23 protein-coding genes and 1 tRNA gene are annotated in these 21,245 nt (G+C 54.0%); 15 read left to right on the top strand and 9 right to left on the bottom strand.

Annotated elements, in window-relative coordinates; genetic code table 11:
• Nucleotides 1-62: 62 nt before the first annotated feature.
• The 4 genes from nirK to HS100_02580 all read left to right on the top strand — a co-directional run bounded on the left by nirK (nucleotide 63) and on the right by HS100_02580 (nucleotide 4,676).
• Nucleotides 63-1,418 (top strand): nitrite reductase, copper-containing, encoded by a 1,356-nt coding sequence (gene nirK / locus HS100_02565; GenBank protein MBE7432776.1) that lies wholly within the window; start codon nucleotides 63-65, stop codon nucleotides 1,416-1,418.
• 187 nt (nucleotides 1,419-1,605) lie between these two features.
• On the top strand, nucleotides 1,606-3,639 hold the full coding sequence (locus HS100_02570) for a c-type cytochrome (GenBank protein ID MBE7432777.1): 2,034 nt from the start codon (nucleotides 1,606-1,608) through the stop codon (nucleotides 3,637-3,639).
• A 118-nt stretch (nucleotides 3,640-3,757) separates the two neighbouring features.
• Nucleotides 3,758-4,390 (top strand): hypothetical protein, encoded by a 633-nt coding sequence (locus HS100_02575; GenBank protein MBE7432778.1) that lies wholly within the window; start codon nucleotides 3,758-3,760, stop codon nucleotides 4,388-4,390.
• Between the two features lie 43 nt (nucleotides 4,391-4,433).
• Nucleotides 4,434-4,676, top strand: a complete 243-nt coding sequence (locus HS100_02580) for a hypothetical protein (protein MBE7432779.1) — start codon at nucleotides 4,434-4,436, stop codon at nucleotides 4,674-4,676.
• 92 nt (nucleotides 4,677-4,768) lie between these two features.
• Here HS100_02580 and galE read toward each other — a convergent pair whose 3' ends face one another.
• Nucleotides 4,769-5,746 carry a UDP-glucose 4-epimerase GalE gene (gene galE, locus HS100_02585; protein MBE7432780.1) on the bottom strand — a complete coding sequence of 326 codons (978 nt, stop codon included), beginning with the start codon at nucleotides 5,744-5,746 and terminating at the stop codon, nucleotides 4,769-4,771.
• A gap of 39 nt (nucleotides 5,747-5,785) precedes the next feature.
• The gene (locus HS100_02590) at nucleotides 5,786-6,676 is read right to left on the bottom strand and encodes a hypothetical protein (protein MBE7432781.1); all 891 of its coding nucleotides are present in this window, start codon (nucleotides 6,674-6,676) and stop codon (nucleotides 5,786-5,788) included.
• 32 nt (nucleotides 6,677-6,708) lie between these two features.
• On the opposite strand from HS100_02590, the gene HS100_02595 reads away from it, so the two are divergent.
• The 5 genes from HS100_02595 (at nucleotide 6,709) to HS100_02615 (ending at nucleotide 9,404) form a co-directional block, all read left to right on the top strand.
• Nucleotides 6,709-6,783 (top strand) — tRNA-Pro (locus tag HS100_02595).
• Between the two features lie 97 nt (nucleotides 6,784-6,880).
• Nucleotides 6,881-7,183, top strand: coding sequence for a hypothetical protein (locus HS100_02600; GenBank protein MBE7432782.1), 303 nt, complete (start codon nucleotides 6,881-6,883; stop codon nucleotides 7,181-7,183).
• Nucleotides 7,184-7,192: 9 nt separating this feature from the next.
• Nucleotides 7,193-8,062 carry a hypothetical protein gene (locus HS100_02605; protein MBE7432783.1) on the top strand — a complete coding sequence of 290 codons (870 nt, stop codon included), beginning with the start codon at nucleotides 7,193-7,195 and terminating at the stop codon, nucleotides 8,060-8,062.
• A 9-nt stretch (nucleotides 8,063-8,071) separates the two neighbouring features.
• The gene (locus tag HS100_02610) at nucleotides 8,072-8,803 is read left to right on the top strand and encodes a glycosyltransferase family 2 protein (GenBank protein MBE7432784.1); all 732 of its coding nucleotides are present in this window, start codon (nucleotides 8,072-8,074) and stop codon (nucleotides 8,801-8,803) included.
• A complete protein-coding gene (locus HS100_02615; GenBank protein MBE7432785.1) occupies nucleotides 8,787-9,404 on the top strand; it encodes a ribonuclease HII in 618 nt (205 codons plus the stop codon). Before HS100_02610 ends, HS100_02615 begins: the two co-directional genes overlap by 17 nt.
• Before the next feature lie 33 nt (nucleotides 9,405-9,437).
• Here HS100_02615 and HS100_02620 read toward each other — a convergent pair whose 3' ends face one another.
• On the bottom strand, nucleotides 9,438-10,274 hold the full coding sequence (locus tag HS100_02620) for a LysM peptidoglycan-binding domain-containing protein (GenBank protein MBE7432786.1): 837 nt from the start codon (nucleotides 10,272-10,274) through the stop codon (nucleotides 9,438-9,440).
• Between the two features lie 56 nt (nucleotides 10,275-10,330).
• Here HS100_02620 and hydA point away from each other — a divergent pair, with 56 nt between their 5' ends.
• The 4 genes from hydA (at nucleotide 10,331) to HS100_02640 (ending at nucleotide 14,857) form a co-directional block, all read left to right on the top strand.
• The gene (gene hydA / locus HS100_02625) at nucleotides 10,331-11,779 is read left to right on the top strand and encodes a dihydropyrimidinase (protein ID MBE7432787.1); all 1,449 of its coding nucleotides are present in this window, start codon (nucleotides 10,331-10,333) and stop codon (nucleotides 11,777-11,779) included.
• A gap of 94 nt (nucleotides 11,780-11,873) precedes the next feature.
• Nucleotides 11,874-12,251 carry a hypothetical protein gene (locus tag HS100_02630; GenBank protein MBE7432788.1) on the top strand — a complete coding sequence of 126 codons (378 nt, stop codon included), beginning with the start codon at nucleotides 11,874-11,876 and terminating at the stop codon, nucleotides 12,249-12,251.
• An 18-nt stretch (nucleotides 12,252-12,269) separates the two neighbouring features.
• Nucleotides 12,270-13,052, top strand: coding sequence for a hypothetical protein (locus HS100_02635; protein MBE7432789.1), 783 nt, complete (start codon nucleotides 12,270-12,272; stop codon nucleotides 13,050-13,052).
• A 149-nt stretch (nucleotides 13,053-13,201) separates the two neighbouring features.
• On the top strand, nucleotides 13,202-14,857 hold the full coding sequence (locus HS100_02640; protein ID MBE7432790.1) for a SulP family inorganic anion transporter: 1,656 nt from the start codon (nucleotides 13,202-13,204) through the stop codon (nucleotides 14,855-14,857).
• On the opposite strand, the gene HS100_02645 is transcribed toward HS100_02640, so the two are convergent.
• The 4 genes from HS100_02645 to HS100_02660 form a co-directional block, all read right to left on the bottom strand.
• Complete coding sequence (locus HS100_02645; GenBank protein MBE7432791.1) at nucleotides 14,842-15,531, bottom strand: 1-acyl-sn-glycerol-3-phosphate acyltransferase; 690 nt, start codon at nucleotides 15,529-15,531, stop codon at nucleotides 14,842-14,844. The genes HS100_02640 and HS100_02645 overlap by 16 nt on opposite strands.
• The gene (locus tag HS100_02650; protein ID MBE7432792.1) at nucleotides 15,528-16,196 is read right to left on the bottom strand and encodes a 1-acyl-sn-glycerol-3-phosphate acyltransferase; all 669 of its coding nucleotides are present in this window, start codon (nucleotides 16,194-16,196) and stop codon (nucleotides 15,528-15,530) included. The genes HS100_02645 and HS100_02650 overlap by 4 nt, the downstream gene beginning before the upstream one ends.
• Before the next feature lie 131 nt (nucleotides 16,197-16,327).
• The gene (locus HS100_02655) at nucleotides 16,328-16,717 is read right to left on the bottom strand and encodes a PilZ domain-containing protein (protein MBE7432793.1); all 390 of its coding nucleotides are present in this window, start codon (nucleotides 16,715-16,717) and stop codon (nucleotides 16,328-16,330) included.
• A 96-nt stretch (nucleotides 16,718-16,813) separates the two neighbouring features.
• Nucleotides 16,814-17,962: a thiolase domain-containing protein gene (locus HS100_02660; protein MBE7432794.1), complete on the bottom strand. Its 1,149-nt coding sequence runs from the start codon at nucleotides 17,960-17,962 to the stop codon at nucleotides 16,814-16,816.
• A gap of 169 nt (nucleotides 17,963-18,131) precedes the next feature.
• Here HS100_02660 and HS100_02665 point away from each other — a divergent pair, with 169 nt between their 5' ends.
• Together HS100_02665 and HS100_02670 are read left to right on the top strand one after the other, a co-directional pair.
• A complete protein-coding gene (locus HS100_02665) occupies nucleotides 18,132-18,587 on the top strand; it encodes a hypothetical protein (protein ID MBE7432795.1) in 456 nt (151 codons plus the stop codon).
• Entirely contained in the window at nucleotides 18,584-19,105 is a 522-nt protein-coding gene (locus tag HS100_02670; protein MBE7432796.1) for a hypothetical protein, read from the top strand. The genes HS100_02665 and HS100_02670 overlap by 4 nt, the downstream gene beginning before the upstream one ends.
• Before the next feature lie 273 nt (nucleotides 19,106-19,378).
• On the opposite strand, the gene HS100_02675 is transcribed toward HS100_02670, so the two are convergent.
• Nucleotides 19,379-20,542 (bottom strand): putative C-S lyase, encoded by a 1,164-nt coding sequence (locus HS100_02675; protein ID MBE7432797.1) that lies wholly within the window; start codon nucleotides 20,540-20,542, stop codon nucleotides 19,379-19,381.
• A 3-nt stretch (nucleotides 20,543-20,545) separates the two neighbouring features.
• Nucleotides 20,546-21,190, bottom strand: a complete 645-nt coding sequence (locus tag HS100_02680; protein ID MBE7432798.1) for an O-methyltransferase — start codon at nucleotides 21,188-21,190, stop codon at nucleotides 20,546-20,548.
• Nucleotides 21,191-21,245: the final 55 nt, after the last annotated feature.

Consider the following 21,245-nt stretch of genomic DNA (forward strand, 5'->3'; position numbering starts at 1 on the left):
GCAACCATGCAGAACTTGGCATGCGCGGAAAATTAGTGGTGACCGAATCGGGCGAAATCTCGATGCCGATGACCACGACCACCAGTAACGGCGACCCCGCAGTGATTGCCGCCTTCCAAAAGGGGGCGTGCGGTAGTTGCCACAAAATCGCCGGAATTCCAAACGCTGTTGGCGTGGTGGGTCCTGATCTCTCTGATGCGAGCATGTTGGCGGAAGAACACATGCTCAGCGAAGGTTATTCCGGCGCGGCAACAAATATTGAAGACTATCTGCACGAATCACTTGTCGACCCAAACCTATTCATCTCGCCCTCTTGCCCAACCGGAGCTTGCGCCCCGAACGTAATGCCAGCGAATCTCTCGGAAACTTTGACGACCGATGAGATCAACGCCATTGTCGACTACCTGAGTGGATTGCCCGATGGCGCATACGCCGAATCGACCACAACGGGCGAATCAGCCGCCCCGCCTCAAGAACCGGATAACAGCGGCATCGACATCGTGCGCGACCCCACCGACCTGCCGGGACCGGTCGGTAACCGTGAACCGGAGATTGTCCGCATCGACCTTGAGGCGACAGAAGTTATCGGTCAACTCACCGACGGCACCACTTACACGTACTGGACCTTCAACGACCAGGTTCCCGGTCCATTCTTCCGGGTGCGCGTGGGAGATACCATCGAAGTCCATATGAAGAACAGCGGCTCAAGCACGATGAATCACTCGGTTGACTTCCACGCAGTCACAGGTCCGGGCGGAGGCGCGGTGATGACCCAGACCAAACCCGGCGAAGAGACCATGTTCACCGCCAAGGCGCTTAATCCAGGCTTGTATGTTTACCACTGTGCAACACCAATGGTCGCCGACCACATTGCAAACGGCATGTATGGATTGATCCTGGTCGAGCCCGAAGGCGGACTATCCCCCGTGGACCGCGAGTTCTATGTAATGCAAGGCGAGTTATATACAGCAGGCGCATTCGGCGAGCCCGGTCATCAAATGTCCGATATCACGAAACTTCTTGACGAGAATCCCGAATACTTCGTATTCAACGGCGCGGTCAACGCCCTGGTGGATAAAAAACCGCTCAAAGCCAATGTCGGCGAAAGTGTGCGCATCTTTTTCGGCGTCGGCGGACCGAATTTCACTTCGTCCTTCCACGTTATCGGCGAGATCTTCGATCGCGTATACGACCAGGCCTCGCTCACCGGCGCTCCGCTCACCGATGTGCAAACCACGCTCGTCCCCCCCGGCGGCGCAACCATGGTCGAATTCGATCTCGAAGTACCCGGTAACTTCATCCTTGTAGACCATGCCCTCTCCAGGTTACAACGCGGCCTCGCGGGTTACCTCGTGGTGGAAGGCGATCTGAACCCGGAAATTATCAACGGAACTCCATCTGAAGGAAGCGGACATTAATCGCAGGCCCTCGAAGCAGCCCCATCCAATTTGGATGGGGCTTTTTGTTTCTATTTCAGGGGAAGGAACACTCCGAACCTTTATTGCCTATGAGTTTTGTAAGTGACAACATGTGACTTTTATCACGGAATTTGTCTTTTTTTTCACTTATCATGATATTGCTTTACCAACTCACTAGGAGAATCTCATGAAATCCAGAATACCCGTTGCCCTAATTGTATTAGGGCTGGCAGTTCTTGCCTGGGCGTGCGCCCCGGCTGAGGAACAGCAATCCGCCCAACAGGTCACACTTGAGCCGCAGGCGGTGGCAGATGCCTTCACCAAAGGCGGATGCGGCGCCTGTCATGCCATCCCCGGCATCCCCGGAGCGGTCGGCGTCATCGGACCCGATCTTTCCGAAATTCCCACCGTGGCTGAAACACATATCGCGGACAGCGCCTACACCGGCAAGGCGAAAACCGCAGAAGACTATATCCTTGAATCAGTCATTGATCCGGAAGCATTCGTTACCAGTGACTGCCCCACCGGCATGTGCCAGCCCGGTCTCATGCCCGCCAATCTCGCAGATCTACTGACCGGGAATGAAATTCGCACCATCGTCGGCTATCTTGCAACCCTGCCCGATGGCGCGTCATTGATGGAGGGCACGGATGTCGCAGTTGACGCTTCCGCAGCCGACATCTCACTATCCGATGAAGATTTCGCCTGGGCGAAGCAGACCTTTTTCGAACGTTGTGCGGGCTGTCATGGAACCATGCGTCTCGGCGCGACGGGTCCCGCCCTTACCCCGGACCTGACCCTGCAGAAGGGAACATTGGCTCTCTCCTCGATCATTTACAACGGGACGCTCAAAGGCATGCCCGACTGGGGTAAACAAGGCTTCTTTACGCAGGAACAGACCGACATCATGGCAAAGTACCTGCAAAACGAGCCGCCCGCCCCGCCTGAAATGTCCATGGAGCAGATGAAAGCCACGTGGAAGGTTTTCGTCGCCCCGGACGACCGTCCCACTGAACCGCAAACGACACGCAACTGGGAAAATTACTTCTCCGTCACCCTGCGAGACGCGGGCCAGATCGCCATCATTGACGGCGACACTTACGAAGTCGTCACCAAGGTGGATACCGGCTACGCCGTTCATATCTCTCGATTTTCCGCCACCGGGCGTTACGTCTACGTCATCGGGCGCGACGGCAAACTCGCCCTGGTCGACCTGTGGATGGAGATCCCCGATAAGGTCGCCGAAGTGCAAACTTGTTACGACGCCCGCTCGGTTGAAGTGAGCAAATACGAAGGCGAGCTCGGCGACTTCACCGATAAATACGCGATCGTCGGCTGTTACTGGCCCTCGCACTTCACCATCCTCGATGGCCTGACCCTCGAACCGCTCAAGGTCACCAGTGTGCGCGGTTATACCGCCGACACGAACACCTATGTCGGCGACCCGCGCGTGGCGGCCATCATCGCCTCGGAATACAAACCCGAATGGATCGTCAACGTGAAAGAGACCGGCCAGGTCTGGCTCGTCAATTATCAAGACCCGATCAATCTCACTATCAAAACGATCAACTCTGCGCTCTACCTGCACGACGGCGGATGGGAATCGACTCAACGCTACTTCCTCGTTGCCGCGAATCAATCGAATAAGATCGTGGTCATCGACGCCCTCGAAGGCGATCTCGAGGCCATGGTGGACACGCCCGAAGTCCCGCATCCTGGACGCGGCGCAAACTGGATCGATCCCGAATTCGGTCCCGTGTGGAGCACACCTCACCTGAGTGCGCCATCCCTGATCGCCATCGGTACTGACCCTGATGGCAACCCCGACAGCGCATGGAAAGTCGTCCGGGACATCGAACTCCCCGGCGCAGGCAGTCTTTTTATCAAGACTCATCCCAAGAGCAAATGGGTCTGGGTGGATTTTGTGTTGAACTCAGACGAAAAACTTCAGCGCACAGTTTGCGTGATCGCCAAGGAAGACCCGACCAAAATCCACAAATGCTGGGAAGTCGCCGACTACGGACGCGCTGTCCACTTCGAATACAACCAGGACGGCACCGAAGTCTGGGTCAGCGTTTGGGGCGCTGCCGATCAACCCGGCAAGACAGGCGAGATCGTCATCTACAACGACGAAACGCTCGAAGAGATCGCGCGCATCAAAGACCTCGTCACACCGACCGGCAAGTTCAACGTATTCAACACCGTCCACGATATTTACTAACTCCTGCGGAAGACCCGCGCTCTTAAATGCCAGCATTGCCAAAGCCCCGTTCAGAAATGGACGGGGCTTTTTGATGTGTTACAAGTCTGTGTACTTGTTATACTTTATAATCTTCGGGATGAATAAAACCGCGCCTCTTTTCCGGACTTTGATCCTGGTTCTGTTTCTGGCAGTTGCCTGCTCGCCCAAACCTGTCATCCCCAATCCGAATATTGTCATTCAACAAGCTGTAGCAGCCACTCTAGCCGCAATTCCCACTACCACCCAGGCTCCGCCTCCCACACCATATCCTTCACCCACGCCCTTTAGCCTCGCCGGCCTGTTTTGTGAATACCGTTTCTGCATCGGCCATCCCGTGGATGTATCCTTCGTCGACGTGATCGCACAGCAGAATCCAACCGCACCATCAACATACAGCCAGGGATTGCTCGCTGCGTTCAACACCAGCCTGTTCATCCAGGTGATTTGGCAGATAGCGCCAGGCACATCCGACCCGAAATTCCTTCTCGATACCCTGCTAGACGACGCGCTCGATATCCCCGCTACCAATCCCGACGTATTCCTGATCCGCGGCATGAACGTCGTTTATGAAAACATCACAACTACCGCCGCCCCAACCCTGCCCTTCGGCGGCGCAGGCGCATGGACCTGCGGAGACCGCGCTTTTGCATGGAAGGTGTACACCCCTCAGGCTGAAACTCCGCGCCCATTGTTCGATGAAGCGCTTGCCCGCTTTACTTGTGGAGATTAGGCGTGCCTCTTCCCATCGATTACCAATATCTCCAGGAGAAACCATGGACGAACATGATTACAACTCGTTGAAAGCCCGCGTTGCCGAATTGGAAGATCGTCTGAATTACATCTATACACATTTCGGTTTATCGTACAACCAGAATCCCGCTAATAAAGACCCGCGCATCATCGATTTGATCCGGAGTGGAAACAAAATCGGAGCGATCAAACTGTATCGTGAAATGACCAATGCCGGTCTGGCGGAGGCCAAAGGCGTGATCGATCACATCGAAACCGGTTTGTAATTTATAAATACCGCGCAGGTCCTGTCTCGAAAGGCTCGAATGCAAATGAGATTGCACAATTTACATTCGAACCTTGTGCCCAGAAGAAGGGGTCATTTTACATATCCCTGTGGATGAGACTTATGCCATTCCCATGCGCTGGAAAGAATATCCCGCATGTTGGTATGTTTTGGAGCCCAACCTAACTCATTTTTTATCTTATCCGGCGAAGCAACCAATCTCGCTGAGTCGCCTGTCCGGCGCGGCATGACATCTGCGGGAATGGGATGCCCGGTGACCTTGCGCGCCGTTTCGATCACCTCTTTGACCGAAAAACCATTGCCGCTTCCCACGTTATAGATCAACCGGTCGCGGGAATCCAACGCGTCCAACGCAAGGATGTGAGCAGATACAAGGTCTGCTATGTGAATGTAATCGCGGATGCAGGTGCCGTCCGGCGTTGGATAATCGTCGCCAAAGATCATCGCTTTTTCCGTCTGACCGAGGGCGATTTGAAGTACGCGGGGGATCAAATGCGACTCAGGCTGGTGCGCCTCGCCGCGGCCGGGAAGCGCGCCGCATGCATTGAAATAACGCAACGCCGCAAAATGCAATCCGAAAATGGATCGATACCATTCGAGCGCCTGCTCGGTCATCAGTTTTGTATGACCATAAACATTGGTCGGTCCGAGCGGCGATTCTTCCGTGAGAGGTTCCTCGCTGGATTGGTACACGGCCGCCGTCGAAGAAAAAACAAATCGTTTCACGCCGGTCTTGACAGCGGTTTCCATCAAGGCAAGCGAGTTCGTAAAGTTGTTGCGGAAGAATCTACCGGGGTCTTTCATGCTTTCACCGGCTTCGATGAAGGCGGCAAAATGCATGACCGCGTCGAATTGGTTCGATGTCAAGGCTTCGGCGAGCGCGTGACTGTCATCCAGCGAAGCATGGATGAATTTCGCCTCCGCCGGGACCGCCGCACGATGCCCGGTGACAAGGGAGTCGTAGACTGTAACTTCGTGCCCCGCGCGGATCAGCGCATCCGCCGTCGCTGAACCGATATATCCCGCCCCGCCTGTGACAAAAATTTTCATCGATGCTCCTGAAATATTTGATCGGGCGAAGATTATATCTTATTCACCCGGCGGTTTTTCCTTCCATGCTTTTGCATACCAGCGCAGGTAATAAGAGGCATGTGCCCCCCAATAGACCTCGGAATGGTCGCCTGAAAAGAAATGATATTCATGCTGTATGCCGTTACGGGTAAGCATCCTCTCGAACTCGATGATGCTTTTCAATTCGCGGTCATTGTCGCCGGCATCCACCCAGATGCGGGGTCGCAAATTCTCGGGAATCCCCACCACCAATTGCTCCACGACGAATCCATCCCCGGTGAAGATGGCTGGCGAATGGAAACCGAGTGAACCGAACAGGTTCGGGTTTTTGAAACCGAGTTCGGCTGTCCAGCCTCCTCCGCGCGAGAGACCGCCCAGTGCGCGATGTTCGCGGTTTGGAATGGTTCGATAGTTGGCATCGATATGCGGAATGAGCGCGCCGATCAGGCGGTCGCCAAAGCCGGGGCCGTACTTGGTATTCCAAAAGCGGTCATCGGGAAAGACGACAATAAAGGGAACGCTCTCTCCGGCAATAATCATCCCATCGGCGATCTGCGGCACGCCAAGCCTCACCCATTGATCTTCGGTGAAGGTCTGTCCATGAAGCAGGTAAAGAACGGGATAACGCTTACCGGTCTGTTCGTAATAACATGGCGGCAAATAGATAAGGTATTCCTGCGGCGGGATAGTGGCATTCACCACGCCCTCCTCGACCCTGCCCGGTTGAGTGAGGCATGTCAACGGTGTTGGTGTTGCGGTGGAAAGGATCGGGGTTGGAGTCGAAGTCTCGGTAGGCGAAGGGAAGGTAGGTGTGACAGTTGGGATATCGGTTGTAGTGGAGGAACAGGCTGAAAGTCCGAGAAGAAGCGTGAAAATTACCAGAATGTAGTTCGCTTGACGGGGATTCATCCTTCGCATTATACTCGGCAGGCTTATCGCATCGGGGCGTGGCGCAGTCCGGCTAGCGCGCTTGCTTTGGGAGCAAGAGGTCCCGGGTTCGAATCCCGGCGCCCCGACACATCCTCAGAGGCACGGAGTCACATCCATTACAAGTGTGTGATGCGTGCCTCTCTTGATTTAAGGTGTGTTAAAATTAATTTCAAAGGAATTCCCATGACAAAAAGGATCGACGGCGTCATTGAATCAGTGCGCTACAAGAACGGGCAGATCGCAGCCGTCCGCGCTTACGAACGGCGCGGCGCTACGTTCTCGGACCGGCTCCTGCTCGACCGTAAGACCCTTCTTGAACGTATGCAAAAGGGGATGAAATTCGTCTCCGGCTCTCGCGAGGAATTGATGGCCAGCACATTCACACTTTCCAGGCCCATCCTGCTCGTCAAATCGGATAGACATGAGTTCATCGCAACGCATGAAAATGCCGCACGAGATGAATTGGAAGGAGTTCCGCTATTCTAGGCGGCCGGCATGAAGGTTATCGATAGAACCCCCCACCGGGACCGGCAAGGCAACATTACCCTTATCTCCCGCGTTCAAGGTACTCTCACCCATGGGCTGGACTGGGCGCCGGAATTGGATGCTCAGAAGAAGGTCATTGCCCAGTTTAACCGCCTTTTGGATAAGGGTTATGTTTTGATCCAAAACTTCCTCCTGCCGGAAAGCGAGATCACGATCCCTATCATCCTGATCGGGCCCGGTTCCTTCAATGTCATCTTCGTCACCCCGCTGAAGGGACACTTCCAGGCAAAGGGCATGGAGTGGAACACGGTCGACAATAAGGGCAATATCTCTCCCGCCAGGAGAAATCCGATAGACCTGCTCGTGAAACTCTCGCGGGCTGTCCAAAAATACCTGCAGATCCACAATATCAACGTGCCGATGAAGATCGAGCCGGTGTTGATCGCCAGCGATCCGGGGGCGAATATCGAATCAGCGGAACCTGCCGTGAGAATCGTGCGCAGCGATGCCATCTCAACATTTGCGAAGACGCTCAACACATCGGCTCCGACCCTCCGCGCCGAACAGGTGCTGGTTCTGGCAGACTTGATCCTCGAACCCCATCTGCACTCTGAAAAAAATCAGGCAGAGTCCCTTCCGCCGCAGGTGGAGCGGCCCATCTCCCGTGCGCAGGCGATCTTCAAAGCGGCGGAAAAAGCCAACCAACCTCCGACTCTTCAATCACTCCCCAAAGCCAACCCGCCAAAACCGGCTGTGCAGCCCGCTCCGCGCAAACGAGCCGGACTGTCGGTCGTGCAAATCCTCATTCTGGCGGGGATGGGTTTGCTGGGTTGCTGCATCATCGGCGGGCTTGCCTATTATCTTTTCTTCCTCAGTTGATAGACAGCATTGAACAAATTCTTCCTCTCCATCATCATCCCCGCTCATAACGAGGAAAACCGTCTGCCGCGCACGCTGGAAGAGATTTTTTCATTCCTAAAAGGACAAAGCTACCCGAGCGAAGTGATCGTCGTGGAAAACGGCAGCACCGATGAAACCCTGTCAATTGCAAACGACTTTGCAAAAGAACATCCCGGTCTGGTCGTCATCCACGAAGACCGCAACGGCAAGGGAAACGCCGTGCGGCGCGGCATGCTGGAAGCACGCGGCGAATACCGCTTCATCTGCGACGCCGACCTGTCCATGCCCATCGAAGACCTGCCGCATTTCCTACCGCCCGATATAATCGATTTCGACATTGCCATCGGCTCGCGCGAAGCGCCGGGTTCAATCCGCTACAACGAACCGCCTTATCGTCACATTGGCGGGCGCGCCATCAACCTCGCCATCCGCAGTCTGATCCTGCCGGGTTTGAACGACACCCAATGCGGATTCAAATGCTTCCGCGCCTCAGCCACGGAAGATCTTTTCCGCCTCCAGACGCTCACCGGCTGGTCATTCGACATCGAACTGCTTTATCTTGCCCGCCGAAAAAAACTCCGCATCCGTGAAATCCCCATCCGCTGGTATTTCGATCCCGACAGCAAAGTCAGCGCGGTGCGCGATGCCCTGCGCATGATCGGCGACATCTTTCGGATTCATCTCAATGCACTGCGCGGCGCATATGAATCAAAACCCTGACCTGACATTCGAAAATGAACTCTGGTCTGCGTATCGATTCATCGCAGGATTGGACGAAGCTGGACGCGGCGCGCTTGCCGGACCCGTTTGCGTCGGGACGGTGATCCTCCCCCATGATCATCCGCATCTTGCACGGACATTGAGCGGGGTGCGCGATTCCAAGCAGTTGACTCCCCGTCGGCGATCCGCGCTTGTTCCTCAAATCAGAGAAGCCGCCCTCGCCAGCGGCATCGGATTCGCCTCCGCTGAAGAAATAGACCGAATGGGAATCGTCCCAGCCACCCGTCTCGCCGCGAGCCGCGCTCTTGAGTCGCTCCATATTTTCCCGGATTATCTATTGACCGATTTCCGACTCGAACTCCCCGAAGTGGACATCCACCAAACCGCCATCGTCAAGGGGGACGCAATTTCGTTAACCATTGCCTGCGCCTCGGTCCTCGCCAAGACCGCCCGCGACGAGTGGATGTGTGGATTGAGCAGCGAGTATCCTGAATATGATTTCTCCAGTAACAAAGGGTACGGCACATCCCTGCATCGAAACATGATCGGGGCACTCGGTCACTCCCCCATCCATCGAAAAACATTCAAACTAAAAAAGTGACGGTCTCTTTTTTGAAGGGACTGTCACGTGTATTTATCTTTTTAGAATCCCGCCGCCGGAAAGTCTGCTCTCCGGCCTTCCCGAACGCCAGGCATAATAGCCAAGTCCCGCACCGCCGAGCAATAATAACGCTCCAAAAATACCCAGCGCCGTCGAGCCGCCGCCTTCGTTTCCATTTTCCTCCACGCCTGGATCCACCACCACATCCTGCGACTGTGCGCCAAAATCGACGAACGCCCTGTCGCCCGCGTTCACTTTCAATGTATAGCTCAACGCCATGGTCGGGTTATAGCTGTCGGGGATTGCCATCGTAATGTTATACGTCCCTTCGGGAATGTCGATAAAACAAACGCCCTGATACGCTTCCGGGTCCGGAGGGATGACCGTATCCAATGAGCCGGAATATTCCCCGTTGATCTCCGTCACGCTCACCGCACCGCCTTCGACGGCAGGTTCAGTCTCTTCGCGCATGGCATTCCCGTTTATATCGTTGAACAACAACACGCACACCTCTGTCAAACCTGAGAGCGGGGTGGGCGTGACGGTCGGCGTTCCGGGAGCCTGGTCCGCGGGAGGCGTGGAAGTAGCCGCCGCGGAAACGCCGATCAACAGTTCCTGTCCCTCCACCAATGTGCAATTCTCATCCAACCTTGAATTCAATTGACGCAATTGATCCACCGTGATCCCATGCAAGGCCGCCACGCGAAAGCAATTATCGCCAGGCTGAACCACGTATATGATGCGCCCGTCCGTGCCGGGGGTGGGTGTGACATATTGCTGCGCTTCAGGCGATGCTCCCGCAGGCAGCCACAACCCGAATAAGAGCAGACAAACGAGAGTCAGTAAAATAAAAAACCGCTTCGGATTCATCGGGAAAAATTATAACAGATTCAATTTGGTATAAAATAAGGGTGAAAAGAGACGCCATGAAGACATTGATAAAGAACGGGACGTTGGTGACCGCATCGGATACCTTTCCCTCCGACATCCTGATCGAGGACGAAAAGATCACCCGCATCGGACTTAATCTCGAAGTTGATCCTGACCAGCAAATCGACGTCACAGGAAAGTTGGTCCTGCCCGGCGGAATCGACCCCCATGTCCATCTCGATCTTCCCATGTTCGATACCGTCTCTTCAGACGACCATTACACCGGTCACAAAGCTGCGGCTTTCGGCGGGACGACGACGGTGATGGATTTTGTCGTCCTTGACTCCCCTCTCCCTGAGGGAGCGAGGGCGGTGGTGAGGGAAGTCGACTTTCACTATTCTGTGGACAAATGGATGAAGATGGCAGAAAAAGCCGCCATTGACTATTCCTTCCACATGAATTTGACGAAGTTCGACGAGAAGATCTCCAGGGAAATCCCTTCCTTGATGAAGATGGGAATCCAGACTTTGAAAGTCTTCACCGCCTATAACGGACGCCTGCGCATCGACGATGGAAGCATTTTCAAAGCCCTGCAAATCGCGCGGGATAATGGGATGCTGGTCATGGCGCATTGCGAAAACGGCGACATCATTGAGACACTCACAAATCAAGCCCTCGCTGAAAAACGGACTTCTCCCATCTGGCACGCATTGACTCGCCCCGCCTGGGGCGCGGTGGAGGCGACTCTCCGAATGGCAGCAATGGCGGAACAAGCCGATTCGCCCGTCTATATCGTCCACATGAACGCAGGCGGCGAGGTGGATATGCTGAAATATGCGCGCGAACGCGGCGTGAAGGTGATGGGAGAGACCTGTCCACAGTATCTCTTCTTCACCATGGATCATCTCGCCCGACCCGACGGCGCAAAATGGATCTGCTCTCCTCCCATGCGAACCGAAGCAGACAATGCCCGATTATGGGAAGGATTGAACCAGAACATTTTGCAAACCGTCGGCACGGATCATTGCCCATTTTTCTATAACGGTACCAAGCCCATCCTCTACGAAGGAAGCGAAATCGCCATCCCCGGCAAGGAACTGGGACGCGACGACTTCACCAAAATCCCCAACGGTTTGCCAGGCATACAGGATCGAATGCCGATTCTTTGGACATACGGAGTCAACGCCGGGTACATCACACCGAATCAGTTCGTTGCGTATATGTCCACGAACCCGGCGAAAATCTTCGGCTTGTATCCGCGCAAGGGAGCGCTCGTCCCCGGCGCAGACGCGGACATCGTGATCTGGGACCCGGAGAAACAGGTCAAATATGGCGTCGCCCATTCGCATCAACGCACCGATTACAATCTTTATGAAGGCTGGGAGTTGACCGGTTACCCCGAAAAGGTCTTCCTGCGCGGCAAATTGATCGTGGACGGCGATGAATGGAAGGGAAAAAGCGGGGGTGGAAAGTTTTTGAAGAGAAGTGAAGGGCAAGTATTGTAGCAACTCGTAGGGCGGGCTAAAAGCCCGCCATGCAATCTTTCATGATATTTGTCGGGCTGCAAGCCCGACCTATAGAAATCCTTAGAGGTCACACATGCCGCCCAAAAAACCCGTCATCCACTGCGACGCGCTCGTCGTTCACTGCATGGATTATCGCCTGCAAAAATTCATCCAACCGTGGATCACGGTCCGCTTCGGCTACGACAACTTCGACATCATTTCGCTTGCCGGGAGCGTGCATGATTACGAGATGGTCTTGAAGTATGTGCAGCTTGCAGTGCAAATTCACACCATCGAGACCGCCTGCCTGATCAATCACGAAGATTGCCGCGCTTACGGGCGCGAAGGCACTTATAAACGCCATAAGCACGACTTGATCGATGCGCAAAAGAAAATCCAGGCACTCTTCCCCCATCTCAAAGTCGAAACCTTTTACCTGCACCTGGACGGGACGTTCGAACCCATTTCGTGAAAACCGTCGGAGGCACACATGAAGATTCAGGCTGTTCCCGCTTTGATCGCAGTCCTGACCCTTTCCCTCTCCTGCCAGACTCTTTTTCCCGCCACGCCGCCGCCTCGCGATGGGATTGTCGTCACGACCTGCCCGGATCTTGTCAAAGCAGTTCGGGGCATCCAGCCTGTGGACTTCCCGGAGGAACTCACTGATACGGGCGTCAAGCAGGGAGGCGAGTTCGACGTGAATGAGTATTTCACAGTACTGACGAATCTCTCCATGCGGGAAGGATACATCCTCGACTACATCTATCCCGTTGATTTTCTCGGCTCGTTCCCGATCCTTGCCGCACGTCCCGTCGACCTGCCGCCTTATGTGTCTCCGGAAGACCTCCCCTCCGATTCAGGCTTGACCGAATACCTCGATTATGTCGAGATCGAAGACAATGAGCAGGGATACTTCGAATTCATTTCCCTCTACATCATGGCAAACCAGTTCTATCTCGTCTGGCACGCCAACTACAACGACACGGAAATCGTCTGCAACCGTGATGATGTGGATGAAATTTCAGAGCAAATCAACTCCGGCGGTTTTGGGTTGGAATTCGACACGGAGCAAAAAGCGAAAATCCGCGCAATGACGAACATCGAGCCGCTGGTCAAATTGACCGATACGACCGCCATCGTGGAGATCGTCACCTTCACCAAATGGGGCGGCTTTTACCGAAAGACGTACACCATCGACCGTAGCTTCCCGCATGAGATCATCGATTCGCCAGGGGAAAATCTCGTGCCGTACGATTGCGGGATTATGTTCTAAACGAAGAACTTGGAGGTCTGGCAGACCTTCATGTTCTTTTGTGCTAAAATATCGCCCGTCATAACCAAAGGACGCCCTGGGGGAGCACGTGTGCCGGGCGGTTGCCCCGGTGCGAGCCTTTGGTGTAAAACCATTATCGGAGAAACAAAATGCCAAGACGTTCCCTGGCTCGTCTTTACAAGGACGAGTTCTCAACCTATTCACTTGCCAGGTTCCAACAGGACTTGCTGGCAGGTCTAACCGTCGCCGCAGTGGCATTGCCGCTTGCGTTGGCGTTCGGCGTCGCTTCCGGCGCGACGGCCGCGGCAGGATTGGTCACTGCCATTCTCGCCGGAGTGCTCATCGGCATGCTTGGTGGCGCGCCATATCAGATCAGCGGTCCCACCGGTGCGATGTCCGCCGTGTTGATTGTGCTCGTGCAACGTTATGGTCTTGAAGGCATATGGGTCGCGGGTTTGCTTTCAGGCTTGCTTTTGCTCATCATCGGCATCATGCGGCTCGGCCGCTTTATCGCTTTCATCCCCTCCGCCGTCATCAGCGGCTTTACCTCCGGCATCGCGCTCATTATCTTCATCGGTCAGATCGACAACTTCCTCGGCGTAAAAACCGAAGCCGCCGAAACCGCCGCGCTGAAATTCATCGGCTACTTCAAAGGCGGATTCACCCCGGATTGGCATGCGATAGTCATCGGCTCGGTCGTCATCTTGACAATGATCCTTTGGCCCCCCAAATGGAATTTGCGCTTCCCGGCATCTCTTCTTGGTCTCATCCTCGCCACGCTTCTCCCTTCGACTTTGAATTGGTCCATCCAAGTGATCGGGGACATCCCTCAAACCTTGATCCTGGGTGACCGCCTGAGCCTGGGCAACGTCCCCTGGGCGAATCTCTCCGATTTCATCGCGCCGACACTGACCATTACCGCGCTTGGCGCAGTTGAATCATTGCTATGCGGCGCTGTCGGTTCAAATATGACCGGTGTCCGGATGCAGGCGAACCAAGAATTAATCGCGCAGGGACTCGGCAACATGATAATTCCGTTCTTCGGCGGAGTCCCTGCGACTGCCGCCATTGCCCGGTCCAGCGTGGGGATCAAATCCGGCGGGCAGACTCGCATGGTCAGCATCATTCATGCGGTCGGATTATTGCTTTCAATGTTCCTGCTCACGCCGTTGATGGAGAAGATTCCGCTCGCGGCTTTGGCGGGCGTGCTGATGGTCACCGCGGCAAGAATGAGCGAATGGGACTCGATCAAGTTCATCTTCGGCAAAGTCTTCAAGACCGACATGATCGCCTTCACCGTGACCATGCTCGCCACTATTGTCCTCGATTTGACTCAAGCCATTTTGATCGGTTCGTTCCTTGCAGGCGCGGTCTTCCTTAACAAGATCGCAAGCATCGACATCACCGTTCAGGAAGTGGATATCGAGCGGCTAAAGCAAAGGGGAATCGAAACCGAAGGGAATTGCACACACGTCCGCGTGGCATTTTTGACCGGTCCATTGTTCTTCGCGGCGACAGGTCAATTCAATGAGGCGTTTGCGAATTTGAAGGAGACTCACGCCCTGATCCTCTCCATGCGCGGCGTTTCATTGATAGACACCGCCGGGGTCGAAGCGCTTCACAAACTTCATGAAAAGCTCCACGAACAGGGCGGGGCGTTGATGTTCGCGGGCATCCACGATAACGCAAAACAAATGCTCGCACGAGGCGGACTCGTACAATCCGTCGGCGAAGAAAATTTTTTCTGGTCAAGCGACCAGGCCATCGCCGAGGCGGAGAGGCGGGGGTGTCAGTTTTGCGGGTGACATTGAGCCAGCAATTCTTTCGTGCGCGGAAAATCCTTGTAATAGCCGCGGTAACTTTCGGGCAACATCGCCGCGATACGGCAGAACAATTCATCGATGGATTCCTGCAACAGGGTGTCCCGCTCCGCTCCTTTGACCGACCTGATGTTCGGCGGGGTGTACATTTCATCAGCCGCCGTGATGGTAATCTTCAAACGCCTGAACGATCTTAAGCGCGCCGCCACATCGGCATCTTCGGTGCCTGTCAAAGCAACGGGAATGATGCCTACATTCGCCGAACTCGCGATATAGATCGCGCCGGGCTCGGCTTTCAACAAACTCGCTGTCTTGGAACGTGTGCCTTCGGGAGCGATGATCATGATCGCGTCGCCCTTCAGCCGTAAAATGAATTCCTTCATCGCGCTCAAGTCCGCTTCGCCGCGCGTCAGCCAGGTGACATTGAAGATTTTCCCCGCCAGCCTTCCCCACCAGTATTTTTTATATTTATCCGTCAGCGGGTGGATGAGGTCGTCGTTATCGATGACGTAATATACAACGAGCGAATCCAACCTGCCAAGATGGTTCGAGGCGAACATATACCCGCCTTTGGGAAGCCTGCTCAGATCACCGCGGACTTCAATGTCCGCGATAAGGGGTAAAATTCTTCTTGCACAAAAACGGAGAAATGCGCTCATGAATTCTCGGCAAGCAGTTCCTTCAAACGCGGATGATCCGCATAATATCCGCGGTTACGTTCGGGGAGCAGCGCTGCGATGCGGCACATGATCTCATCGGTGTATTCCTGTAATCTTTCATCGCGATTCTCTTTGGGAAAAGGCGGCAGCGTAAAAGCCTTTCCCGCAGTGAGCCGGATGGTCGAGCGTTTGAACCGTTTGAGATTACCAAGCACGATGCGGTCTTCCGAGCCGCTGATGGCAACCGGCACGATGATCCAGCTCATCTTCGAGGCGAGATAGGCCACGCCGGGTTTTCCCTGTGCCATCTTTTCGTCGCGGGCGCGCGTGCCTTCGGGCGCGATGACGAGAGTCTGCCCCTGCTCCATACGATGGATCATTTCACGCATGGCTTTCAGGTCCGGATTGAACCGGTCGACGAAAATGGCGTTGAGATGTTTGCCGAACCAGCGCAGGATGGGAATCTCCTCCCATTTTTCAGCGACGGGAATGAACAAGTTCCAGTTGTCGAGCGCGTAATATGCCATGGGCGCATCCAGAAAACCGAGATGGTTTACTGCGATGACAAATCCGCCCCCATCCGGTAGATTTTCGTATCCTTTGGTTTCCACTTTCGCAATGAGTCTGATGATGATCCGAATCAGCGTGACGATGAATTTCTTCATGTCGGCAATTTTACACGGTTTTATTTACGCGGCAGCGTTACCAACTTTCCCCCATATTCAGGCGAATAGCTCTTTCACAAAAAAAAAGCGCCCCGTCCATTCAGACGGAGCGGGCAGGGTTCGAAGGTTTCTCAGCCCCAGATGTAATCCGTATTGCTCTTATGATGAGCCTGCTTTTGCTCTCCGTAAGAATTGAACATCTTTACAAAGATATCGTAATCCGCGGGGGTCATATCCACGAGCTGGAATCCGACGTTATAGATCGTTGGATCGTAGGGGTCGCGTTCGCACCAGCGTGTGCGCGCGGTAAAGATGATGAAACTTTTACCGGAAATCTCGCTGAGTTGGTCGATGCACAATTCCATCGTCAAGCCGACGGCGACCGGCGTGCTCGATTCGAGTTTAAAACCACCTGTGCTCATATCCGAGATCTGGCCGATCAAGTCACCGGTGTGTTTGTCCAACACCCGCATGTAATAGGAGAAGTTCCTGCGCGGTAGTTTTCGCTTATTGTTTGCCATACCAACCTCCTTACACTAAAGGACAGGCGGTTTGATTCTAGTGCAATCCAATCCCGGCGAAGAACCGGAGGAATGATTATCATGAAATTGTAATGCTTACTCGCGCCTCAGAATATGAGTCAAGATCGTCGCCCCGGAACCGCCAATATTCTGAGTCATACCGATGGTGGCATCCTCGACCTGGGTCGCGCCGCATTCGCCTCTCAACTGTTGGACGACTTCGACGATTTGATACATGCCAGTCGCTCCCACAGGGTGACCTCTCGCCTTTAACCCGCCTCTTGTGCAGACGGGAATCCTTCCCTCAATCCCAATTTGATTCTCCAGCCCAAGCCTCACCCCCTCACCGCGCTCCGCAAAGCCGGTTGCTTCAAGCGAAAGCGCCGCCATGATGGTGAATGCATCGTGCAACTCGAATACGGAAACTTCATCCGGCTTAACACCCGCCATTTGATACGCCTGTTTCGAAGAAAGATAGGCGGCATTGAGAAACAAAGGGTCTTTGCGCGAGTGGACGGAGATCGTATCTGTCGCAGCAGCGGAGGCTGCCACAACCACTCTGGGCTGGCGCAGCACCTTCTCAGCGGGAACGATCACAGCCGCCGCCGCGCCGTCCCCCACAGGAGATGCGTCCATCAGGTTGATGGGCGTCGCCACCATCGACGACTTCTCATATTTTTCAACCGTTACTGTATCATGCAGGCGCGCAAACGGATTATGCATCGCGTTGGCGTGCGCATTGATCGAGAACGGGGCGAAATCCGCGTGCTTCCAACCGTACTCATGCATGTAGCGCCGCATCACCAACGCATTGATACCCACGAACGAAACGCCCTGCTCTACTTCATAATCTGCGTCCGCCGCTGTCGCCAGCGCCGCCGTTACCTCGCCGCCCGGTTTATCAGTCATCTTTTCCACGCCGAGCACCAGTGCTGAGTCGACATCCCCTGATGCAACCGCCATCAGCGCGGATCGAAATGCCGCCGCGCCGGAGCCGCACGCCGCCTCGATCTTGACCGCTTCCTGTTTCCACAACCCGACCCAATCGCTGAAGAAGGTCCCCAATTGATTCTGCCTGCTGATCAGGGGTGACAACATATTGCCCACAAAGAGCGCCTCGACGTTGTCCACTCCCGCGTCTTGCATGGCGAGAAATGCCGCCTCCCCGCCGACCTCGCGCAGGGATTTCTCCCAATGTTCATCAACTTTCGTTTGACCAATTCCAAGTATCGCTACTTTTCTCATATCGCCTCGGATCTGATTCTATCTCATCCCTCTCTCAGGAACAATCAAGAATCAAAATTCAAAACGGTGTGCCAGGCGCCCACCACGGGAGACAAGTCCCTTCCCATGCCAATAAAACGATTGCGAGTTCGCGCGTTTCTTGCTATCCTTAATCCGCAAAGGAGACCCTATGGTCGAGCATAAATATCTCGTTTTTTTGACCCTGGTTGTATTGCTCACAGGGTGCGCGAAAGAATCGATAGTGACATATACGCCTCCGCCGCTGGAAGAAGACTGGTCGGTCAAAATGACCTTATCGGGCGGCTTTGCCGGGCTGCGACGAAATATCCGTGTATATTCGGATGGAAACTACACGGTGGCGGATGAAAAGGTAAATCACACAATCAATGGCACGCTAGCCGAAAATCAACTGAAGCAATTGGAAGGGATGATATCCACGGTCGAATTCACCGCTCCTAAAATTCCCAGTGTCTGCGCGGATTGCTTTAACTATGATGTGGAGATCGTGAGTGGCAGCCGGAAATTGCTCTTCAGCGTCGACGATATGTCATTGAAAGATTCAGGTGTTGGGGACCTGGTGGAATTCCTGCGCGGCTTGATGGATGCCGCATTGAAGCGACCATGAACCAGGCTGAGTGGCTGGAACGATATTTTCAAATAGTGAGCGAGTCCTCGGATGAAGGCGCGGAGGCGGTGCGCTTTGTAAGGGAGAATCGGATTCGGGTCGGGATGAAGCGGGCGCGGAAGAGCGTAGGGGCGTTCTGGACGCTGGAAAGGTCCTTTTATCTGAACAAGGTCCACTACACGATGGAGTCCGCGCTTGAAAATCCGCGCGCCATTACCCTCTTCGTGCATGAAGTGCGTCACTTGCAGCAGGGAATTCTTACAGCCATGTCCATTTATGGCGAGTTGGAAGCTTGGCAATACGAATTTCGTCTATACAAAAAACTGACGGGGAAAACTCTCAAACCGGAATTGGAGGAATTGCTCGCCCTCCCATTGAGTTACGAACGCGCGACTCTCAGACACGCGCAACGATTGATGACAAAGTTTGCAGGCTTTTGGTATATGGCATGGATGCTGCCTTTGTATCCCATCCATAAAGAACTGATGTTTTCGATTACACGCAAACAATATGACTGACAACCAATTTCAAAATTACAAAGTATTTTTAATGTAAATCCGTTTCGTTTGTTGTATCATGTGGGCAAGAACAAGAAAGGAGGTTGCGATAGATTCACCACCTAAAACGTTCGATGAAGGGAAGGGCGATTCGCCATAAGCTGGTCGAAGCCCCGCTTTAGTACCAGACGTTCCCCTTACGATAGGAAAGCTGCTTAATTCGCTTCCTTCCCCGACATAGCATGGTTTGTTCGTTTGACGGATGGGTATCCCCCATCCGTCTTTTTAATTAATTTACCAAGTATCCATTGCGTTTCGCATCCGATCCAAACATTCCTTCAAGATCGCCCGTGAAGTGCCGAAATTGATACGCAGATGACCAGCCCCGTCCCTGCCAAAAATCATTCCATCACTCAGGGCAACTTTCGCCTTTGATTTGAAAAATTCGAAAGGCGAACCTTCAATATTGGTTTGGGTGAAATCCAGCCAGCCAAGGTAGGTTGCATCGGGAATCGTTGTGCGTACATTCGGCATATGCCTGGTGACGTAATCCACCAGAAAATCGCGGTTGGCAGTGAGATAACGGCGTAGTTCCCTCAACCAGGGATCCACTTTGCCGGAAAAAGCCACCCGGGCGGCGGTAAGACCAAGTATTGAAACTTCGTAAGACATTCCCAGCGCCGCCGCGTAATATTTCTTTCTCAAATTTTCATTGGAGATGATCGCAAATGCAGCGGAGAGTCCCGGTACATTGCAGGCTTTCGAGGCCGATACGAGCGTGATCGTATGGTCCGCAATTTCCTTTGAAAGGCTCGCCAAAGGTTTGTACTTCGACCCACCCAGTAAGATCTCGGCATGAATCTCATCGGATACAATCGTCACTTTATTATCGATGCAGATCTTCGCCATCTGCATCAGTTCATTGCGCGAATAGATCTTCCCGACCGGGTTATGAGGATGGCATAGCAGGAACATGCCTGCGCGGCTGACCGCCTTCTTCAACGCATCGTAATCGACATCGTACCGGAGTTTGTTCCCTATCACCGACTTCGCAAGCGGAGCGACGCGTTTGGAGAAACGCACGCTCTCCTCCATTTCGTGAAAATGGTTATAGACCGGAGTTTGAATGGCATATCCCTTTCGGGGCGAACATAATACCCTCGCGGCAATGTAATATCCGTTGTTGACTCCGCTGGTGTAAACGATCCAGTCGGGGTCCACTTTCCAGCCATATAATGCTTGCATGCGGCTGGAAATGATCTCGAAGAAAGCGCGGCTTGGCAGTTCATAACCGAGAACACCATGTTCCACTTGCTTATGAAGAGCATCACGAATAACTCTCGGCGTGGGGAAATCCGTGTCTGCCAGCCACAGCGGCAGGATGTCCTTTGGGTACGCCGTCCACTTGGAAAGATTGAGGGTGCTGCGGCGGTCGGGGATGATGTTGAAATTGTTCATATTCTATTTTTTATACGCCACGATCATCCCGTCGCGCATCGGCGCAAGCGAGATGATCCAGTCGGAGTCGCTGGCGATCTGCCTAGTAAATTCCTTCACACCCAGAGTTGCCGGAGTCTTGTCATTTGGATCGAAGATGCGTCCATGCCAGAGCATGTTGTCAATGATGAGCAAGCCGCCGCTCCTCAATTTTTCCTTGATAACCGGCAGGGATGCGGGATACGCCTCCTTGTCGATGTCGTTGAAGATGATATCGAAGGGACCATCCGTTTTCTTCAACGCCTCGACCGCCTCCGAGACATGGAACTTCACCGAATCCGAGCTTCCCAACTTGACGAGATGCCCGCGCGCCCTTTCAGACAGTTTCTCATCCCAGACGGTGTGATGCACGACCCCGCCCCCATTTTCACGCACCGCTTTGGCAAACCACGCCGTCGAATACCCATACCCCGACCCCAATTCAAAAACGGACTTCGCCTTTATCATCCGCGCCAGCTGGTAACAGTAGTACCCGCAGGCGGGACCGATGATGGGAAAACCGTTCGCTTCGGCGTAATCCTCCATCTCCATCAATTCCGCTTCACGCGGCGGGACCAGCGAATTCACGTAATCCTGCGCGGCGGAGTAGGTCAGTAAATCATCGCTCATGGATGCCTCCAAAGTCCTGCAAATTGTACATCCTTTCGAAATCGGCGGAAAATAC

The organism is Anaerolineales bacterium (genome assembly GCA_015075725.1).
Taxonomy (GTDB): Bacteria; Chloroflexota; Anaerolineae; order Anaerolineales; family Villigracilaceae; genus Villigracilis.

Coding starts and splice junctions, on each gene's coding strand:
- nirK (MBE7432776.1), top strand. CDS start 63: ATGCCGATGACCACGACCACCAGTAACGGCGACCCCGCAGTGATTGCC.
- HS100_02570 (MBE7432777.1), top strand. CDS start 1,606: ATGAAATCCAGAATACCCGTTGCCCTAATTGTATTAGGGCTGGCAGTT.
- HS100_02575 (MBE7432778.1), top strand. CDS start 3,758: ATGAATAAAACCGCGCCTCTTTTCCGGACTTTGATCCTGGTTCTGTTT.
- HS100_02580 (MBE7432779.1), top strand. CDS start 4,434: ATGGACGAACATGATTACAACTCGTTGAAAGCCCGCGTTGCCGAATTG.
- galE (MBE7432780.1), bottom strand. CDS start 5,746: ATGAAAATTTTTGTCACAGGCGGGGCGGGATATATCGGTTCAGCGACG.
- HS100_02590 (MBE7432781.1), bottom strand. CDS start 6,676: ATGAATCCCCGTCAAGCGAACTACATTCTGGTAATTTTCACGCTTCTT.
- HS100_02600 (MBE7432782.1), top strand. CDS start 6,881: ATGACAAAAAGGATCGACGGCGTCATTGAATCAGTGCGCTACAAGAAC.
- HS100_02605 (MBE7432783.1), top strand. CDS start 7,193: ATGAAGGTTATCGATAGAACCCCCCACCGGGACCGGCAAGGCAACATT.
- HS100_02615 (MBE7432785.1), top strand. CDS start 8,787: ATGAATCAAAACCCTGACCTGACATTCGAAAATGAACTCTGGTCTGCG.
- HS100_02620 (MBE7432786.1), bottom strand. CDS start 10,274: ATGAATCCGAAGCGGTTTTTTATTTTACTGACTCTCGTTTGTCTGCTC.
- hydA (MBE7432787.1), top strand. CDS start 10,331: ATGAAGACATTGATAAAGAACGGGACGTTGGTGACCGCATCGGATACC.
- HS100_02630 (MBE7432788.1), top strand. CDS start 11,874: ATGCCGCCCAAAAAACCCGTCATCCACTGCGACGCGCTCGTCGTTCAC.
- HS100_02635 (MBE7432789.1), top strand. CDS start 12,270: ATGAAGATTCAGGCTGTTCCCGCTTTGATCGCAGTCCTGACCCTTTCC.
- HS100_02640 (MBE7432790.1), top strand. CDS start 13,202: ATGCCAAGACGTTCCCTGGCTCGTCTTTACAAGGACGAGTTCTCAACC.
- HS100_02645 (MBE7432791.1), bottom strand. CDS start 15,531: ATGAGCGCATTTCTCCGTTTTTGTGCAAGAAGAATTTTACCCCTTATC.
- HS100_02650 (MBE7432792.1), bottom strand. CDS start 16,196: ATGAAGAAATTCATCGTCACGCTGATTCGGATCATCATCAGACTCATT.
- HS100_02655 (MBE7432793.1), bottom strand. CDS start 16,717: ATGGCAAACAATAAGCGAAAACTACCGCGCAGGAACTTCTCCTATTAC.
- HS100_02660 (MBE7432794.1), bottom strand. CDS start 17,962: ATGAGAAAAGTAGCGATACTTGGAATTGGTCAAACGAAAGTTGATGAA.
- HS100_02665 (MBE7432795.1), top strand. CDS start 18,132: ATGGTCGAGCATAAATATCTCGTTTTTTTGACCCTGGTTGTATTGCTC.
- HS100_02670 (MBE7432796.1), top strand. CDS start 18,584: ATGAACCAGGCTGAGTGGCTGGAACGATATTTTCAAATAGTGAGCGAG.
- HS100_02675 (MBE7432797.1), bottom strand. CDS start 20,542: ATGAACAATTTCAACATCATCCCCGACCGCCGCAGCACCCTCAATCTT.
- HS100_02680 (MBE7432798.1), bottom strand. CDS start 21,190: ATGAGCGATGATTTACTGACCTACTCCGCCGCGCAGGATTACGTGAAT.